Origin of the sequence: Paracoccus sp. SSK6 (assembly GCF_039770665.1) — a bacterium.
Taxonomy (GTDB): Bacteria; Pseudomonadota; Alphaproteobacteria; order Rhodobacterales; family Rhodobacteraceae; genus Paracoccus.
In genome coordinates, this window is the sequence record NZ_JBDPNJ010000003.1 from 220,768 (window position 1) to 236,821 (window position 16,054).

The following is a 16,054-nucleotide window of genomic DNA, read 5'->3' on the forward strand; positions in this document are numbered from 1 at the left end:
TCCCCGCCCGCGTGATCGGGTTCCGCCAGAGACGGTGCCATCCCGTACCCACGAGAGGCTGGCGCCCGACCCGGTGGGCGTGTAAGCGCCCGCCGGAAGGTGAGGAGTGCCCGGAAAAAGGTCCGGTGGACCTTTTTCGCGACGAACGGGCGAAGCCCCAGCAAGGCGGGCGCTGGCCGGGCCTTTGGGGCCCGGCGGTTTGGGTAGCAATCTCATCGCGTGGCGAAGGTGAGGGCCTTCGCCAGATCAAGGGCGGCGCAGGGGTGAATGCCGGTCCGCCCCAGGGGTGCCGTCCCGCGCGTCTGGTCAGCGGGCAAGGGCGCCCAGGCGGTTATAATCCTGCCGGGTGGCGGGACGCTCGACCACGGTGCGGTTCTGCGCGTCCTTCAACTCGTAGCGGCCGTTTTCCAGCTCCTCGCGCCAGCCGTCGGCATAGGTCACCTCGATCCCTCGGGCCGAGCGTTCCAAGCGCGCGGGCGTGCGGTCGCCGGGCGTCCCGATGGTGCCGGGATCGCGCCCGGCCTTGCGGTCATCGTCCCGTCCGCGTCCCCGGCCACGATCGTCGTTTCCGGCACCGTCATCGGCGCCCCGGCCGCGTCCGTGGTCATCGCCCCGGTCGTCGCCGCCCCGGCCGCGCCCGCCATTGTCGTCGCCGCCCTTGTCGTCTCCGCCACGGCCATGGCCGCCGCTGTCATCACCGTTGCCGTCATCGCCGCCGCGACCGTGGCCTCCGCTGTCGCGGCCGCCGCCGTTGTCGTCACCGCCGCGACCATGGCCGCCGCCATCGCCGCCACGACCTCCGCCATTGTCGTCGCCGCCGCCGTCATCGCCGCCACGGGCATGGGCAAAGGCCGCGGAAAGCGTCGGGGCCTTGCCCTGGCCGAAGTCCGGCGCGACCGGGGCGGCGATGGCCGCACCGGCAAGCAGCACCAGCAGCAGCCGGGATTTCGCCGGGCGATGCAGGGAAGATGCTGGATTACGCATGGGAATGTCCTTTCTTGTCTGGCCCTGAGGCATCGAAGCACCCTTGCAGTGAAGCACGGCTTGCCCTTGAAGGGATCGGACCAAGGTCCAGCCCGCGCGCCGCAAAGGTCCGGCCAGGCAGCGCCCTGACGGGCCATCCCGGAACGACGGGGCTGCCTTCTGCCATGGCTGGCCGCGATGGGCCTGCCCTGCGGCGGGGAACATTGTCCGCCATCCGCGGTTCGAAGACGGATCCACCGCAGGGGAATCGCAGGGATGAAAGCCCATCGGAACTCGATACGCGGCGCGACGGTCGTCATCACCGGCGCCTCCAGCGGCATCGGCCAAGCCACGGCCGAGGCCTTTGCCCGCCAAGGCGCGCGCCTGGTCCTTGTCGCGCGCGACGGGGGCGCGACCGAGGCGGTGGCCCAGGACTGCCGCGACCTGGGCGCCGACGCGCTGGCCATCGCCGCCGACATCACCGACGCCATGGCGATCACCGAGGTCGTGCAGCAGGCGGCCGATTACGGGGGCGGCATCGACATCTGGGTCAGCAACGTGGGCACCGGCGCGGTGGGCGCCTTTCACGAAGTCCCCATCGAGGCGCATGAGCAGGTGGTCAGGACCAACCTGATCGGCCACATGAACGACGCCCATGCCGTGCTGCCGGTCTTCCTGCGCCAGCGCCGGGGCGTCTTCATCAACATGATCTCGCTGGGCGGCTTTGCCGCCGCGCCCTATGCCGCGGCCTACAGCGCCAGCAAGTTCGGCCTGCGCGGCTTTGCCGAGGCGCTGCGGGGAGAGCTTATGCACGAACCCGGCATCCATATCTGCGACATCTACCCGTCCTTCGTGGACACGCCGGGGATCGCGCATGGGGCGAACTATACGGGGCGCGAACTGTCGGCACCGCCGCCGATGCTGGATGCCCGCCGGGTGGCGGATGCCATCGTGGCTGTGGCGGCGCGGCCGCGTCCGACAACCATGCTGGGCGCGCCCACGGCGCTGATCCGGCTGGCCCATGCCGTTTCGCCGGAACTGACGACGCGGGCGACGGCCCTGTTCCTGGAATCCTATTTCCGCCGCGCGCCCCGCACCGCCATCGACGGCGGCACCCTGTTCCGCCCCCCGGCAAGTCCCGGCGGCATCGACGGGGGCCTCCGCTCGCCCGCGCAGCGGCCGACGGTCACGGGCGTGGCCTTGGGCCTCGCCGCGCTGGGGGTGGTGGCCGTGGCGTTGAAGGGGCGGCGGCGATGACCGATGTCACCTATCCGCCGCTGGATACCCTGAAGCCCGTCACCGACGGCATCTGGGTGGTGGACAGCGGCCCGATGAAGGCCATGGGCGTCGTGCCGATCCCGCTGCGGACAACGGTCATCCGCCTGGCGTCGGGCCAGGTGCTGGTCCATTCGCCGTCCCGGCTGACCCCGGATCTTGAACGGCAGATCGCCGGGCTCGGGCCGGTCCGCCACCTTGTCGCGCCGAACATCGCGCATTGGACCTTTCTGAAGGACTGGCAGCAGCGGTTCCCCGAGGCCACGACCTGGGCCGCGCCGGGATTGCGCAAGCGCGCGCAGGTCCGCCGCGCGGGGTTGCGGCTGGACCATGACCTGGGCGATGCCTCGGCCCCCGGCTGGCCAGGCGAACTGGCGCAGATCGCGGTCCACGGGGCAGGCGGCTTTTGCGAGGTCGCGCTGCATCACCGCCCTGGCCGCACGCTGGTCCTGGCCGACATGGTCCAGAACTTCGAGCGCGCGAAGCTGCCGGTCCTGCTGCGCCCCCTGGCGGCTGCGGCGGGCGTGCTGGCGCCCCATGGCCGCGCCCCGGCCTATCTGCGCGCCATCGTCAGGCTGGGCGGCGCACCCGCGCGCGAGGCCGGACGCCGCCTTGTCGCCACGCGCCCCGAACGGGTCATCTTCGCCCATGGGACGTGGTTCGACCGCGACGGCGCCGAACGGCTGGAACGGTCGCTGCGATGGCTTGCGGGATAGGGCGGGTCGATATTCAGCAGCGCCCTTGATCTGGCGAAGGCCATCGCCTTCGCCACGCGATACGGGTGCCACGACGACCGCCGGGCCTCAAAGGCCCGGCCAGCGCCCGCCCCGCCCCCAGGCGGGCGCTTCACGCCCCCCTCGGGTCGGGCGCTGCCCTCAAGGGATCGCGGGATGGCACTGTCTCTGATGGCGATGTCGCGCGCAGGCGGGGGAAACGCATGCGTTTCCTGGTCCCGCCTGTTCGGGCGCGTGAACTGCGCTGCCTTCCGTTTGCGGAATGCCTATCCGCCCCCGACCGGCCACATCCGCGACCAGACGCCATCGCGCCGGATCAGGGCATGGTGGCAGGCGGCGGCGACATGGACCGTCAGCACGGCGATCAGGACAAGGGCGCCGGTGAAATGGATGGCCTGGGCGGTTTCCGCCACCCGTTCGGATTTCGCGATCCAGGGCCCGGCGCCCAGCCAGTCCAGAAGCTCGACCGGAAAGCCGCCCGCGCGGACGCGGACAAAGCCGCTGACCGGCATGATGACCAGCAGCAGATAGAGCATCGCGTGAGAGGCCCCTGCCGCGCGCCGCTGCCACGCGGGCATCGAAAGCGGCAGCGGCGGCGGCCTGTGCGCCAGCCGGTACAGGATGCGCGCCAGAATCACGGGCACCAGCAGCACGCCCGTGTTCTTGTGAAACAGGAACAGCGTGTCCTGCAGCGGCCTGGGGATGCCTTCGCGGGTCATCACGATCCCCGCCGGGATCATCAGCAGCACGGCAAGCGCGGTGATCCAGTGCAGCAATCGGGCAGGCGGGCGGTAGCCCGGCGGGCGGTCGGCCATGGCGCGGCTCCTTTCCGGGCAGCCTAAAGCATTTTCAGCAAAAGTGGATCCCGGTTTTGCGTCTGAAAATGCCCAAGAATAGCCGCCTGCAGCATTTCGGCAGCCGAAATGCTGCAACAGAAGGCGTGGGTTTCGCGCAGCGGCGGCCGCTTGACGGAATGCGGGCGTGGCATAAGGCTTGGGCCCATGCGCGACACCCGATCCGCAAGCTTGGACCGCACCCGACTGTCCCACCGCGCCGGGCCTGTCCTGGTCCCGCTGGCCTTGGCCGCGCTTGGGGGGACCGTGGTGATCGTGGCGCTGCAAGCGGTGCTTGGCGGGACGGCGGCGGGACTGCGGGGCGCGGTCGCGGTCTTTCTGCTGGTCTGCCTGACGGTGGCCGTCCAGATGCGGCGCGGCTATCCCCACTGCCGGTTCGGGGCCTGCAACGCGGTGACGCTGCTGCGCGCGGCACTGGCCTGCTCGCTGCTGTCGCCGCTGATCGGGGGGCAGGCGGCGGGCTGGGCCGTGGCGGGGGTGGCGGGCATCGGGTTGATGCTCGACGGACTTGACGGGCACCTAGCCCGGCGCAGCGGACTGGCCTCCCGCTTCGGCGCGCGCTTCGACATGGAGGTCGATGCCGGGCTGGCGCTTGTCCTGTCGCTGCATATCCTGGCGGGAACGGCGGTCGGGGCGGAAATCCTGGTGCTGGGGCTGATCCGCTATGGCTTCGTGCTGGCGGGCCTTGCCTGGCCCTGGCTGCGGGCCGACCTGCCCGACCGCCGCTGGCGCAAGGCCGTCTGCGTGCTGCAGATCGCCGTGCTGATCCTGCTGCAAACGCCGCTGCCTTCGCGCGACGGGGCGATCATCCTGGCGCGCCTGGCCGCCGGGGCGCTGATCTGGTCCTTTGCGGTGGACATCCGCTGGCTGTGGGCGCGGCGATGACGAACCTCGCACGGCTTCTGGCCTCGGCGGGGGTCATCCATCTGGTCCTGGCCCTGCCCGCCGCGCCGATGCCCGTGGCCGAGGCGCTGCTGCGGATCGCCCCCGAACTGCCGCTGGTCCTGCTGGCGCTGTCCTGCGGGGGGCGGGTCGGGCGTGTGGCAATCGTGGCCGCGCTGTGGGTTCTGGCAATCCAGAAGATCGCGGATCTTGCCATGATGGCGGCCTTCGGGCGGGTCTTCAACGTCATGGTGGACCTGCCGCTGGTCACGGCGGGACTGCGGCTGGTTGCCGGAAGCGTCGGGATTGGGGGGCTTGCGCTGGGACTGGCCGTGACAGCGATCGCCGCCGGGGCAGGGGCTTGGCTGCTGTGGTGGGCAGGCGGGGTCTGGTCCCGCTGGCGGGGGCGGACTGGCGGGCGGATGGGCCTTGCGGCGCTTGCCGCCCTGTCGCTGGCCGCCGCCGGACTGGAGCAGGGCTGGGCCGGAAACGGCCCCTATGTCCTGGCCCGGATCGAGCTTGTGCGGAAAACGGCACGGGATCTGCGGCAGACGAGGCTGCTGGCCGCGCAGGACGGGTTTGCCCAAGCTACCGGCCTTCTGGTGGACATCGACCGGGACGTGCTGGTCATCTTTGTCGAAAGCTATGGCCGGGCCAGCTTCGACGTGCCCTTCCATGCCGGGATGCATGGAAACACGTTGCGCGCCGCCGAACGGGCCCTGGCCGGGGCCGGGCTGGCGATGCGGTCGGGCTTTCTGACGGCGCCGACGCAGGGGGGCCAAAGCTGGCTGTCCCATGCCACCTTCGCGAACGGGCTGTGGATCGCGGACGGGGCGCGCCATGGCGCCGTTCTGGCCAGCGGCAGGCAGGGGCTGTTCCACCACGCCCGCCGGGCGGGTTTTCGCACGGCGGCGGTGATGCCCGCCATCACCCTGCCCTGGCCCGAGGGCGAAAAGATGGGATTCGACCGGATCCTCGCCGCAGCCGACCTGGGCTATCGCGGGCTGCCGTTCAACTGGGTGACGATGCCCGACCAGTTCACGCTGGCGGCAGCCGACCGGCTGCTGCGCCCGTCGAACGCGCCGCCCTATCTGTTCGCGCAGGTCGCGCTGGTTTCCTCGCACGCGCCATGGGTGCCGGTGCCGCGCCTGCTGCCCTGGGACAGGGTGGGCGACGGGTCGGTGTTCGACCCGATGGCCCTGTCCGGCGACCCGCCCGAGGTGGTCTGGCGCGACCGGGACCGCGTGCGCCGCGCCTATCGCGAGGCCATCGGCTACAGCCTGGAAACCGTGATGGATTATGCGCGCCTGCACGCCGCCGATCCGCCGCTGATGATCGTCCTGGGCGATCACGGGGCGGCGCCCTGGGTCGCCATGGGCGGCGGCGCGGATGTCCCGATCCACCTGATCGGCCCCGCGCCTCTGGTGGAACGCGCGGCAGGCTGGGGGCTGGCGCCCGGCCTGATCCCGCCCCCCGGGCAGCAGGCCATCCCCATGGACCGGATGCGCGACCTGATCCTGCGCGGCTTCGGCGGGCATGGGCCGCGCCCATGATGCCGGTTGCTTTGCGGCGCGGCTTGGGCATCAAATGACGGAAGGCCCGGCCTTGCCGCGCCCGAACGAAGGAGGTCGTGATGTCGCCTTTCCCGATGACGCGGCGGGGCCTGCTGGGGGCAGGCGCGGCCGGAATCGCCTTGGCCGGGACGGGCCTGGTCCGTCCGGCGCGCGCGCAGACCCCCGTCGCGTTGCAATTGTCCTGGCTGCATTCCGTCCAGTTCGCGGGCAGCTATATCGCCCAAAGCCGGGGCTGGTGGAGGGAGGCGGGGCTGGACGTGTCGCTGCTGCAGGGCGGGCCGAACGCCCCGGTCGAGCCGCCGGTGGTCACGGGCAGGGCCCTGGTGGGCATCTCGGCCGCGGACTACACCGCCGCGGCGGTGGCGCAGGGCGCCCCCTTCAGGATCATCGGCGTGGCGATGCAGAAGAACCCCTTTGCCATCGCCTCGCTGCCCGACAACCCCGTGCGGTCGCCCGACGACCTGCCGGGCAGGCGGATCGGCATGGCGGTCGCCAACACCCCGGTCCTGCAAGCGCTGTGCAGCCTGAACGGCATCGACATGGGCGCGATCCGCATCGTGCCGACGCAGTATTCGGCCCAACCCCTGCTTGCCGGAGAGGTCGATTGCCTGCTCTGCTGGGAAACCGACCTGCCCGTGGCCATGGCCGTCCGGGGGATCGCGGCGGAAACGATGCTGCTGGCCGATCACGGCTATGCCCTGCAGTCGCAGACCTATATCGCCACCGTTGACAGCCTTGCCACCCGCCGCGCGGAACTGGTGGCGCTGATGGCGGGCGAGGCGCGGGGATGGGACGCCTGCCGCACCGATACCGGCGCGGCGGCGGAGCTGACGGTGCGGATGTTTCCCGACGCGGGCCTGGATCCGGCGGTGCAAAGGCTACAGGCGGAACGGCAGGTGCCGCTGATGTTTTCCCCCCTGACAGATGCCAAGGGCTTCGCCTGGTGGACCGACGACGCCGTCGAGGCGAATATCCGCACCCTGTCCCTGCTGGGCAGGCAGGTGACGTCTGATCTGTGGGACCGCTCGATCCTTGAAGAAGTCCATGGGGGCTGAGGCTGCGGATATCGCCTGCCGGGCCCTTGGCAAGCGGTTCGACAACGGGGTCGCGGCGGTCGATGGGATCGACCTGACGCTGGCGGCGGGCCAGACCACGGCGCTGATCGGGCCGTCGGGCTGCGGCAAGACCACGCTCTTGCGCCTGATCGCGGGGCTGGAGGAGCCGACGACCGGGCAGGTGCGCATCGCGGGCAGCCCGCCCGTCGCGCTGTGCCGCCAAGGGGGCCTTTCCATCGCCTTCCAGGATCCCTGCCTGCTGCCGTGGCTGAGCCTTGCGCAGAACGTCGCGCTGGGCCTGACGCTGGCGCGCCGCCCGCGCGACCCGCAGGGGGTGGACCGGCTGATCGGCCTTGTGGGCCTGGAGGGCTTTCAGGGCGCGCGTCCGGCGGCCCTGTCGGGCGGGATGCGCCAGCGGGCGGCCATCGCGCGGGCGCTCGCCAGCCAGCCGCGCGTTTTGCTGCTGGACGAGCCCTTCGCTGCCGTCGATGCGCTGACGCGGCGGCAGTTGGCGCAGGATCTGCCGCCGTTATGGCGGGCCGAGGGCGCGACCACGGTTCTGGTGACCCATTCCGTGGACGAGGCGGTGCTGCTGTCGGACCGCATCGTCGTCCTGTCGCCGCGCCCGGCCCGGATCGTCGCCGACATCCCCGTGCCGCTGCCCCATCCCCGTCCGGCGGACCTGACGGAAACCCCGGTGTTCCGAAGGCTTGCCGCCCAGGCCCTGGCATCGCTGGCGGGCGGGGGCGAACCGCCGCAATCCATGGCGGCGCAATGACCGGAACGGCGCGCCTGGCGGGCGTGGGCGCGTTGCTGGCGCTGTGGCAGGCCCTGGCTTGGGCCGGGGGCGGTTACCTGGCGGCGGGCCCAGTGGGCGTCGTCCGGTGGCTGTGGTCGAACCCCGGCCTTGTGACCCGGGCCGCCGCCGTGACGCTGGCGAATGCCGGCTGGGGCCTTGCGCTGGGCAACGGGGCGGCGGTCCTGCTGGCGGGCTTGGCCATCCTGTGGCCGCGTCTTCTGCCGCTGGTATCCGGGCTGGCCCTGACGGTCTTCTGCCTGCCGCTGATCGCCACCGGCCCGATCCTGCGCGTGGCGATGGGGCCGGGCGAGGGGCCTCAGATCGCGCTGGCGGCCCTGGCCGTCTATTACACCACGCTGATCCCCCTGCTTGCAGGATTGCGGGCGGCGCCTTCGGCCTGGCTGGACCTTGTGCGCAGCCATGGCCGTGGCCGCTGGGCCGAGCTGGTCCATGTCCGCGCCCGTGCCGCGCTGCCCTATCTTCTGGCGGGGCTGCAGATTTCGGCCCCCGCCGCCATCCTGGGCGCTATGGTGGCCGAGTTCACGGGGGCCGAGCGGGGCCTGGGTGTCCTGACGGTCCGCTTTTCGCGCGACCTGGACGTTCCGGCCCTGTGGGGCGTCGCCACCGTGGCGGCGGCGGTGTCCATCGCCCTTTACGCGGCCATCGGCTGGGCGGGGCGCCGGATCCTGGCCGATCCGCCGCCGGTCATCCTGGCCCCGGCGCGCCGGATCGGCGGATCGCCCGTCCGCAGGGCCAACCAGGCTGCCCTGGTGGCCGTTGTCGTGCTGGCGATCTGGTGGGCGGGGATGGAAGTGCTGGATCTGAACCGCTTTTTCGCCAAGCGCCCCCCTGATCTGCTGGCCACGCTGTTGTGGCAGCCCGGCACCGCCACGGCCCTGCTGGCCGCGACGGGGCAGACCATCGCCCTGGCGGTCCCCGGCTATGCGGCGGGGCTGGCGGGGGGCGCGGGGCTGGCGGTCCTGCTGGCGCTGGCGCCCGCCCTGTCGGCGCTGATGACGCCGCTGGCCGTGGCGCTTCGGTCCATTCCCATCGTGACGACCGCCCCCCTTGTCGTTCTGCTGGCGGGGCGGGGCGCTGCGGGCACCGTGTCGCTGGTCGCGCTGATGGTGTTTTTTCCGACCTTCGCCGCCTGCCAGCAGGGGTTGGGCCAAGCGCCGGGGCCGGTCCTCGACCTCTTCCGAAGCTATGGGGCCGGTCCGCTGCGGCAGATAGCGGAGGTCCGCGTGCCCGCCATGCTGCCCGCGCTTTTCGCCTCGGCCCGGATGACCGTGCCTGCCGCCGTCCTTGCCGCCACCGTGGCCGAGTGGCTGGCGACCGGGCGCGGGCTCGGCAACCTGATGGCCGTGTCGGCATCGGTTTCGGACTATGCCATGCTGTGGCTGACGGTGGTGGCCGTCACGCTGGTGTCGGGCGCCTTCCATGCAGCGGTCGCGGCGGTCGAGCGACGGATCTTGGCCATCTTCGCGCCCGAGCAGATGGCGCCATGACGCGCCTGCCGCTGGCTTTCGCGATCCCCGGCGACATCGCCACCCTGACGGGCGGCTTTGTCTATGAACGCCGCCTGCTGGAAGGGCTGCGGGGGGCAGGCCACGACGTGCGGCATCTGCAACTGCCCGCCGGTTTCCCCGACCCCACGCCAGCCGAGATGGCGGCGGCGCTGGCGATGCTGTCCGATGTTCCGGCAGACCGGCCCCTGATCCTCGACGGGCTGGTGTTCGGATCGATCGACACGCAAGGGCTCGCCCGGCTGCGCGCGCCGGTCGTTGCGATGATCCATCATCCGCTGGCGCTGGAAAGCGGGCTGTCGCCCGGCCGCCGCGACCACCTGTTCCGCACGGAACGCGACAACCTGCGGCTGGCCCGGCATGTCCTGGTTCCCAGCCCGCATACCCGCCGCATCCTGATCGACCGCTATGATGTCGCCCCCGATGCCATCACCGTGCTGTGCCCCGGCGTGGACGCGCCGCGCCTGCGGCCCTTGCCCGTCACGCCGCCCCTGATCCTGTCGGTCGGCATCCTGCACCCCCGCAAGGGCCACGACATCCTGATCGACGCCCTGTCGCGGCTGGCCGACCTGGACTGGCAGGCGGTCATCGTGGGCAACCCTTGGGATCTGGACCATGCCGCCGCGCTGGAGCGTCAGCGTGCGGCAAGCCCTATGGCCGGGCGGATCACGCTGGCGGGCCGCGTTCCGGCGGAAGGGCTGGAGGCGCTTTACGCCCGCGCCTCGGTCTTCGCGCTGGCGACGCGATACGAAGGATACGGGATCGTCTTCGACGAGGCGCTGGTGCGCGGTCTGCCGATCGTCAGTTGCCGCACGGGCGCGGTGCCCGACACCGTGCCGCAGCCTGCGGGCCTGCTGGTCCCGCCCGACGATCCGGCCCGCTTCGCCGATGCCATGCGCCTGGTGATCGGGGATCCGGCCCGGCGGCAGGCGATGTCCGCCGCAGCCCTTGCCGCAGGCCGCCGCCTTCCCGGCTGGCCGCAGGTGGCTGATCGTGCCAGCCAGCGCCTGTCGGAAATCTTCCGGCGCGGTTAGGGGATCAGGTCGATGAGGGCGCGAAGCGCTGCAGGGTCAGTTCCAGGCCCTCTGTCCCGTCTTCGCCAGCATGGGGTTGGACACTTTTCACCATCACCTTCTCGGCCTTGCCGTCGATGGTGATCCGGCCGTGGCGAAGGCGGTCAAGCCCGGCGGGGTCGATGGGGCTGCCGGTCCTGAACCGGATGTAGTCGCCGCCGGTTTCCACGGTGCCCTGCAGCGGTTCAAACCCGTCAAGCGTCAATGTGGCCTGCGTCATGCGTGATCCCTTCGCTGCCTGCTTTGCTGCCCAACTCGCCGAGCGGGGGTGGCGTTCCCGTTTCAGCTTGCAGGGCGCGTGACCACATAGGCGCCGATGGCCATGCAGACCGCCGCCTGCGCGGCCACCACCCAGCCGGGCATCCCGACAAGCCAGCTGAAGCCCACGCCGCCCACCATGGCCAGCACGGCCCAGGTCTTGGCCAGGCGGCCGATGGCGCCACGTTCGCGCCAGGCGCGGACCGGCGGGCCATAGGTCGGGTGGTTCAGGATCCGCCGCTCCAGCCGGGGGCTGGACCGGGCGAATGCCGCCGCCGCCAGCAGCAGGAAAGGCACGGTCGGCAGGACGGGCAGGGCGATGCCGACGACGCCCAGCACCAGGGCCGCCATGCCAAGGGCATACCACATTCCCCGCATCGTCAGGCCGCCAGTTCGCGCAGGATGGCGTTCAGCAGCGGGCGGCCGTCGCGGGTGGTGCGTAGCCGGCCGTCCCGTTCCTCGACCATGCCCAGATCTTCCAGGCGCCGGATCGCGCCTTGGTCCAGCGGGCTTCCGGCCAGCCGGGCATGGCGGGCCAGATCCAGCCCTTCGGTCAGTCGCAGCGACATCAGCAGATATTCGGTTGCCTGTTCATCCAGGGGCACCAACTCGCGCAGCGATTCCCCCGTTCCCCTTGTCTCGACGGCGTGAAGCCAGGCGCCGGGGGCGCGATGCGCCTCGGTGGCGAAGCGCCCGCCGGGAAGGGTGATCCGGCCATGCGCGCCGGGGCCGACCGCCGCCCAGTCGCCCTGCCGCCAATAGACGAGGTTGTGGCGGCTTTCCGATCCGGGCCGGGCGTGGTTCGAGGTCTCGTATCCCGCCATCCCCGCCGCCTCGCAGATCTCCTGCGTCTCCAGATACATGTCGGCGGCCAGATCGTCGTCGGGCAGGTCGCGCAGCTTGCCCGCCGCCGCCCGTGCGCCAAAGGCGGTGCCGGGCTCGATGGTCAACTGGTAAAGCGACAGGTGATCCACGGCCATCGACAGCGCCTCTGCCAGTTCCGCCCGCCAGGCCTCGCGCGTCTGGCCCTGGCGGGCATAGATCAGGTCGAAGCTGACCCTGTCGAAGCAGGACCGCGCCACGTCGAAGGCCGCGCGCGCCTCGGCCACCGAATGCATCCGGCCAAGGCGGCGCAGGTCTTCGTCGTTCAGCGCCTGGATGCCCATGGACAGCCGGTTCACGCCGGCTTGGGCAAAGCCCTGGAAGCGTCCGCGTTCCACGCTGGTAGGGTTCGCTTCCAGCGTGATCTCGATATCGTTGGCAAAGCCCCAGGCGGCGCGGGCGGCGCGCAGCACGGTGTCCACCGTCTCGGGCTCCATCAAGGACGGCGTGCCGCCGCCGAAGAAGATGCTGCCCAGGTGCCGTCCGGGCAGTTCCGCCGCCAGCCGGGCGATTTCCGAGGACAGGGCGGCAGCCCAACGGGCCTGATCGACGCCGCTCACCACATGGCTGTTGAAGTCGCAATAAGGGCACTTGGCCGCGCAGAAGGGCCAGTGGACGTAAAGGCCGAAGCCCCCTGCCCGCCAGTCCGCATCCACAAAGCCGTCCCGCCCCGGCATCATCATGCGCGCATCGCCGTGACTTCGACCTCGACCTTCATCTCGGGTCGGATCAGCCCTGCGATGACCATGGTGGCAGCGGGGCGGATGGCGCCCAGGGCCTCGCCCAGGGCGGGGGTGATCGCCTCGACCAGGGCGGCGTCGGTGACGGTGTATTGCACGCGCACGATGTCCTCAGGCGCGAACCCCGCTTCGGCCAGGACCGAGAAGATCGTGCGAAAGCAGTTGCGCGCCTGTTCGCAGGGATCGTCCGGCATGGTCATGGCCGCATAGTCGTATCCGGTGGTGCCCGACACGAAGCACCAGTCGCCCTTCACCACGGCGCGGCTGTAACCCATGGCCGCCTCGAAGGGCGATCCGGTCGAGATCCTATGCAAAGCTGCCCCTTATCATCCGCTCTACCGCCCGCGCCCGATGGCTGAGGCTGTTCTTCATCGCGGGCGGCATTTCCCCCAGGGTCACGTCATGCCCGTCCGGCATGAAGATGGGGTCATAGCCATGGCCTTCAACCCCGCGCGGCGGCCAGACGACCTGGCCGGGCAAGACGCCCTCGAAGACCTCGTCATGGCCGTCAGGCCACATCAGCACCAGCGTGCAGCGGAACTGGGCGCTGCGCGGGGCAGGGGCGTTCACGGCCTCCAGCTCGTCCCAGGTGCGCTGCATCGCCATGCGGAAATCGCGGCCATTGCCGGTCTCGGCCCAGTCGGCGGTATGGACGCCCGGCGCGCCGCCCAGGGCATCGACGCAGATGCCGCTGTCGTCGGACAGGGCGGGCAGGCCCGTGGCCTCGACGGCGGCGCGGGCCTTGATGCGGGCATTGCCGACGAAGGTGGTTTCCGTCTCGGCAGGCTCGGCCAGGCCCGCCTCGGCAGCGCCGATCACCTCGACGCCATAGGGGGCCAGCAGGGCGCGCACCTCGTCCAGCTTGCCCGCGTTATGGGTGGCGACCAGCAGGCGCTTGCCGTCGAAGCGCCTCATGCCACGGCGGCCTTCTGGGCGGCGACCAGATCGGCCATGCCCGCTTCGGCCAGATCCAGAAGCTGGCCCATCTGCTCGCGCGAGAAGGTCGCGCCTTCCGCCGACATCTGCACCTCGATCAGCCGGCCCGCGCCGGTCAGGACGAAATTGCCGTCGGTCCCGGCCTCGCTGTCCTCGGCATAGTCCAGATCCAGCACCGGCTGGCCCGCATAGATCCCGCAGGACACGGCGGCCACATGGTCCATGATCGGATCGGTGGTGATCGCGCCCGCCTTCAAGAGCTTGTTCACCGCCAGCCGCAGCGCGACCCAGCCCCCGGTGATGGACGCGCAGCGGGTGCCGCCGTCGGCCTGGATCACGTCGCAGTCGATGGTGATCTGGCGTTCGCCAAGCGCCACCCGGTCCACGCCCGCCCGCAGGGACCGGCCGATCAGGCGCTGGATTTCCTGGGTGCGGCCCGATTGCTTGCCCGCCGCCGCCTCGCGCCGGTTGCGGGTGTTGGTGGCGCGCGGCAGCATCCCGTATTCCGCCGTGACCCAGCCAAGCCCCGTGCCCTTCAAAAAGCGCGGCGGCGTTTCCTCCAGAGATGCGGTGCACAGCACATGGGTGTTGCCGACGCGGATCAGGCACGACCCTTCGGCATGGGCCATCACGCCGGTTTCGATTGAAATCGGACGCATTTGGCTTAGATTCCGGCCAGACGGGCGCATGGTTTTTCCTTTTCGCGAAGATCCCCGCCCCATACCGCCCCTGCGGCCCATCGCGCAACCCTTCGAGGGACATGGACCAGAACACACCCTTGCAGGACATGAATGACCGTTCGCGCGAGATCTTCCGCCGCGTGGTCGAGATCTATCTGGAAACCGGCGAGCCCGTGGGATCGCGCACCCTGACCCGCACCTTGTCGGAAAAGCTGAGCGCGGCGACCATCCGCAACGTCATGCAGGATCTGGAACTGATGGGGCTTCTGGACAGCCCGCATGTGTCCGCCGGGCGGATGCCCTCGCAGCAGGGCTTGCGGCTGTTCGTGGACGGCATGATGGAGGTCGATACCGTCACCGCGACCGACCGCGCGGCCATCGACCAGACGCTGGGCAACGACGATCCCGACACCGGCGTGCTGCTGGACCGGGTCAGCACGGCGCTGTCGTCGATCACGCGCGGCGCGTCCCTGGTCCTGATGCCCAAGCACGAGGCCCCGATCCGCCATATCGAATTCGTCAGCCTCGGGCCCGACCGCGCCCTTGTGGTGCTGGTCTTTGCCGACGGGCATGTGGAAAACCGCCTGTTCACGCCGCCCGTGGGCCAGACGCCCTCGTCCATGCGCGAGGCCGGGAATTTCCTGAACGCCATGGCCGAGGGAAAGACCCTGTCGGAACTGCGCGGCCATATCGGGCGGGAAATCGCCGCGCGGCGTCAGGAACTGGACGTTCTGGCCGCCGAACTGGTGCAATCGGGGCTGGCGCTGTGGGATACCGAATCGCACGATCCCCGCCTGATCGTGCGGGGCCGCGCGAACCTGCTGGACCGGGAGGCCGCCGACCTGGACCGCATCCGGGTGCTGTTCGACGACCTGGAACGCAAGCGCGACATCGTCGAATTCCTGGAACTGGCGGAAAAGGGCGAGGGGGTGCGCATCTTCATCGGCTCCGAGAACAAGCTTTTTTCGCTTTCGGGTTCCGCTCTGGTGGTTTCGCCCTATATGAATGCCGACCGGAAGATTGTAGGCGCGGTTGGCGTCATCGGACCGACGCGGCTGAACTATGGCCGCATCGTGCCGATCGTCGATTATACCGCGCAACTGGTCGGGCGGGTGCTGTCCGGCCGGAAAGGATGAGAAGTGATGAACGACCAGAACGAACAGCCCATTGACGACATCCTGGCGGATCCGCTGGCCGAGCCCGTGGACGAGGTCGCGGCCCTGACGGCCGAGCGCGACGAGCTGCGCGACAAGTGGATGCGCGCCCTGGCCGATGCGGAAAATTCCCGCAAGCGCGCCGACAAGGACCGCCGCGAGGCCGAGCAATATGGCGGATCGCGCCTGGCCCGCGACCTGCTGCCGGTCCATGACGCGCTGACCCGCGCGCTGGATGCCGCCGGAGAGGAGCAGCGCGCCGCCGCCGCGGGCTTCATCGAGGGGGTCGAGCTGACCCTGCGCGAGCTGAACAACGTCTTTGCCCGGCATGGCATCACCGTGATCACCCCCAAACCCGGCGACAGGTTCGACCCCCAGGAACACGAGGCCATGTTCGAGGCCGCCGTCCCCGGCACCATCGCCGGAGAGATCATCCAGATCATGGACAACGGCTTCCGCCTGCATGACCGGCTGCTGCGCCCGGCCAAGGTCGGCGTGTCGTCCACGCCTGCCAGCTAGGGTGTCCGCTACAACCTTCCGCTGACTTGCCGAAAACTCCCGATGGCGCGACGGTGACAGAACGTTCGGTTCATCGGGAGGGAAGGACCATGGCCAGCACTGACGGGGTGAAGATTCACCCCGCCGTTGACAACGGCATCAAGCAAGGCA

19 protein-coding genes are annotated in these 16,054 nt (G+C 70.5%); 10 read left to right on the top strand and 9 right to left on the bottom strand.

Going from position 1 to position 16,054, the window contains the following annotated elements; genetic code table 11:
- Nucleotides 1–306: 306 nt before the first annotated feature.
- Nucleotides 307–984 (bottom strand): hypothetical protein, encoded by a 678-nt coding sequence (locus tag AAIL68_RS04160; protein ID WP_347138267.1) that lies wholly within the window; start codon nt 982–984, stop codon nt 307–309.
- Nucleotides 985–1,239: 255 nt separating this feature from the next.
- Between AAIL68_RS04160 and AAIL68_RS04165 the strand changes: the two genes are divergently transcribed.
- Nucleotides 1,240–2,220, top strand: a complete 981-nt coding sequence (locus AAIL68_RS04165; RefSeq protein WP_347138268.1) for an SDR family oxidoreductase — start codon at nt 1,240–1,242, stop codon at nt 2,218–2,220.
- On the top strand, nt 2,217–2,954 hold the full coding sequence (locus tag AAIL68_RS04170; protein ID WP_347138269.1) for a DUF4336 domain-containing protein: 738 nt from the start codon (nt 2,217–2,219) through the stop codon (nt 2,952–2,954). Before AAIL68_RS04165 ends, AAIL68_RS04170 begins: the two co-directional genes overlap by 4 nt.
- Nucleotides 2,955–3,238: 284 nt before the next feature.
- On the opposite strand, the gene AAIL68_RS04175 is transcribed toward AAIL68_RS04170, so the two are convergent.
- The gene (locus AAIL68_RS04175; RefSeq protein WP_347138271.1) at nt 3,239–3,787 is read right to left on the bottom strand and encodes a cytochrome b; all 549 of its coding nucleotides are present in this window, start codon (nt 3,785–3,787) and stop codon (nt 3,239–3,241) included.
- A gap of 23 nt (nt 3,788–3,810) precedes the next feature.
- Nucleotides 3,811–3,960 carry a hypothetical protein gene (locus AAIL68_RS04180; RefSeq protein WP_347138272.1) on the bottom strand — a complete coding sequence of 50 codons (150 nt, stop codon included), beginning with the start codon at nt 3,958–3,960 and terminating at the stop codon, nt 3,811–3,813.
- Between the two features lie 13 nt (nt 3,961–3,973).
- Here AAIL68_RS04180 and AAIL68_RS04185 point away from each other — a divergent pair, with 13 nt between their 5' ends.
- The 6 genes from AAIL68_RS04185 (at nt 3,974) to AAIL68_RS04210 (ending at nt 10,696) form a co-directional block, all read left to right on the top strand.
- Nucleotides 3,974–4,711, top strand: a complete 738-nt coding sequence (locus AAIL68_RS04185) for a CDP-alcohol phosphatidyltransferase family protein (protein WP_347138274.1) — start codon at nt 3,974–3,976, stop codon at nt 4,709–4,711.
- Nucleotides 4,708–6,261 (top strand): sulfatase-like hydrolase/transferase, encoded by a 1,554-nt coding sequence (locus AAIL68_RS04190; protein WP_347138275.1) that lies wholly within the window; start codon nt 4,708–4,710, stop codon nt 6,259–6,261. The genes AAIL68_RS04185 and AAIL68_RS04190 overlap by 4 nt, the downstream gene beginning before the upstream one ends.
- 95 nt (nt 6,262–6,356) lie before the next feature.
- Nucleotides 6,357–7,337 (top strand): ABC transporter substrate-binding protein, encoded by a 981-nt coding sequence (locus AAIL68_RS04195; protein ID WP_347138299.1) that lies wholly within the window; start codon nt 6,357–6,359, stop codon nt 7,335–7,337.
- Complete coding sequence (locus tag AAIL68_RS04200) at nt 7,327–8,115, top strand: ABC transporter ATP-binding protein (protein ID WP_347138276.1); 789 nt, start codon at nt 7,327–7,329, stop codon at nt 8,113–8,115. The genes AAIL68_RS04195 and AAIL68_RS04200 overlap by 11 nt, the downstream gene beginning before the upstream one ends.
- Nucleotides 8,112–9,644, top strand: coding sequence for an ABC transporter permease subunit (locus AAIL68_RS04205; RefSeq protein WP_347138277.1), 1,533 nt, complete (start codon nt 8,112–8,114; stop codon nt 9,642–9,644). Before AAIL68_RS04200 ends, AAIL68_RS04205 begins: the two co-directional genes overlap by 4 nt.
- The gene (locus AAIL68_RS04210) at nt 9,641–10,696 is read left to right on the top strand and encodes a glycosyltransferase family 4 protein (protein ID WP_347138279.1); all 1,056 of its coding nucleotides are present in this window, start codon (nt 9,641–9,643) and stop codon (nt 10,694–10,696) included. Before AAIL68_RS04205 ends, AAIL68_RS04210 begins: the two co-directional genes overlap by 4 nt.
- Nucleotides 10,697–10,700: 4 nt before the next feature.
- Here the strand turns inward: AAIL68_RS04210 and AAIL68_RS04215 are convergent, their stop codons facing one another.
- From AAIL68_RS04215 to rph, 6 genes are all read right to left on the bottom strand, one after another.
- Nucleotides 10,701–10,955, bottom strand: a complete 255-nt coding sequence (locus tag AAIL68_RS04215; protein ID WP_347138281.1) for a hypothetical protein — start codon at nt 10,953–10,955, stop codon at nt 10,701–10,703.
- A 62-nt stretch (nt 10,956–11,017) separates the two neighbouring features.
- Nucleotides 11,018–11,371, bottom strand: coding sequence for a YbaN family protein (locus AAIL68_RS04220; protein ID WP_347138283.1), 354 nt, complete (start codon nt 11,369–11,371; stop codon nt 11,018–11,020).
- A gap of 2 nt (nt 11,372–11,373) precedes the next feature.
- Nucleotides 11,374–12,531 (bottom strand): radical SAM family heme chaperone HemW, encoded by a 1,158-nt coding sequence (hemW, locus tag AAIL68_RS04225; RefSeq protein WP_347138301.1) that lies wholly within the window; start codon nt 12,529–12,531, stop codon nt 11,374–11,376.
- Nucleotides 12,532–12,554: 23 nt separating this feature from the next.
- Entirely contained in the window at nt 12,555–12,929 is a 375-nt protein-coding gene (locus AAIL68_RS04230) for a RidA family protein (protein WP_347138284.1), read from the bottom strand.
- Entirely contained in the window at nt 12,922–13,530 is a 609-nt protein-coding gene (gene rdgB, locus AAIL68_RS04235) for an RdgB/HAM1 family non-canonical purine NTP pyrophosphatase (protein ID WP_347138285.1), read from the bottom strand. Before rdgB ends, AAIL68_RS04230 begins: the two co-directional genes overlap by 8 nt.
- Complete coding sequence (gene rph, locus AAIL68_RS04240) at nt 13,527–14,240, bottom strand: ribonuclease PH (protein WP_347138286.1); 714 nt, start codon at nt 14,238–14,240, stop codon at nt 13,527–13,529. Before rph ends, rdgB begins: the two co-directional genes overlap by 4 nt.
- Nucleotides 14,241–14,311: 71 nt before the next feature.
- Here rph and hrcA point away from each other — a divergent pair, with 71 nt between their 5' ends.
- Together hrcA and AAIL68_RS04250 are read left to right on the top strand one after the other, a co-directional pair.
- Complete coding sequence (gene hrcA, locus AAIL68_RS04245) at nt 14,312–15,367, top strand: heat-inducible transcriptional repressor HrcA (protein WP_347138287.1); 1,056 nt, start codon at nt 14,312–14,314, stop codon at nt 15,365–15,367.
- A 6-nt stretch (nt 15,368–15,373) separates the two neighbouring features.
- Complete coding sequence (locus AAIL68_RS04250; protein ID WP_347138288.1) at nt 15,374–15,904, top strand: nucleotide exchange factor GrpE; 531 nt, start codon at nt 15,374–15,376, stop codon at nt 15,902–15,904.
- The last annotated feature ends 150 nt before the right edge of the window (nt 15,905–16,054 follow it).

Coding starts and splice junctions, on each gene's coding strand:
- AAIL68_RS04160 (WP_347138267.1), bottom strand. CDS start 984: ATGCGTAATCCAGCATCTTCCCTGCATCGCCCGGCGAAATCCCGGCTG.
- AAIL68_RS04165 (WP_347138268.1), top strand. CDS start 1,240: ATGAAAGCCCATCGGAACTCGATACGCGGCGCGACGGTCGTCATCACC.
- AAIL68_RS04170 (WP_347138269.1), top strand. CDS start 2,217: ATGACCGATGTCACCTATCCGCCGCTGGATACCCTGAAGCCCGTCACC.
- AAIL68_RS04175 (WP_347138271.1), bottom strand. CDS start 3,787: ATGGCCGACCGCCCGCCGGGCTACCGCCCGCCTGCCCGATTGCTGCAC.
- AAIL68_RS04180 (WP_347138272.1), bottom strand. CDS start 3,960: ATGCCACGCCCGCATTCCGTCAAGCGGCCGCCGCTGCGCGAAACCCAC.
- AAIL68_RS04185 (WP_347138274.1), top strand. CDS start 3,974: ATGCGCGACACCCGATCCGCAAGCTTGGACCGCACCCGACTGTCCCAC.
- AAIL68_RS04190 (WP_347138275.1), top strand. CDS start 4,708: ATGACGAACCTCGCACGGCTTCTGGCCTCGGCGGGGGTCATCCATCTG.
- AAIL68_RS04195 (WP_347138299.1), top strand. CDS start 6,357: ATGACGCGGCGGGGCCTGCTGGGGGCAGGCGCGGCCGGAATCGCCTTG.
- AAIL68_RS04200 (WP_347138276.1), top strand. CDS start 7,327: ATGGGGGCTGAGGCTGCGGATATCGCCTGCCGGGCCCTTGGCAAGCGG.
- AAIL68_RS04205 (WP_347138277.1), top strand. CDS start 8,112: ATGACCGGAACGGCGCGCCTGGCGGGCGTGGGCGCGTTGCTGGCGCTG.
- AAIL68_RS04210 (WP_347138279.1), top strand. CDS start 9,641: ATGACGCGCCTGCCGCTGGCTTTCGCGATCCCCGGCGACATCGCCACC.
- AAIL68_RS04215 (WP_347138281.1), bottom strand. CDS start 10,955: ATGACGCAGGCCACATTGACGCTTGACGGGTTTGAACCGCTGCAGGGC.
- AAIL68_RS04220 (WP_347138283.1), bottom strand. CDS start 11,371: ATGCGGGGAATGTGGTATGCCCTTGGCATGGCGGCCCTGGTGCTGGGC.
- rdgB (WP_347138285.1), bottom strand. CDS start 13,530: ATGAGGCGCTTCGACGGCAAGCGCCTGCTGGTCGCCACCCATAACGCG.
- rph (WP_347138286.1), bottom strand. CDS start 14,240: ATGCGCCCGTCTGGCCGGAATCTAAGCCAAATGCGTCCGATTTCAATC.
- hrcA (WP_347138287.1), top strand. CDS start 14,312: ATGGACCAGAACACACCCTTGCAGGACATGAATGACCGTTCGCGCGAG.
- AAIL68_RS04250 (WP_347138288.1), top strand. CDS start 15,374: ATGAACGACCAGAACGAACAGCCCATTGACGACATCCTGGCGGATCCG.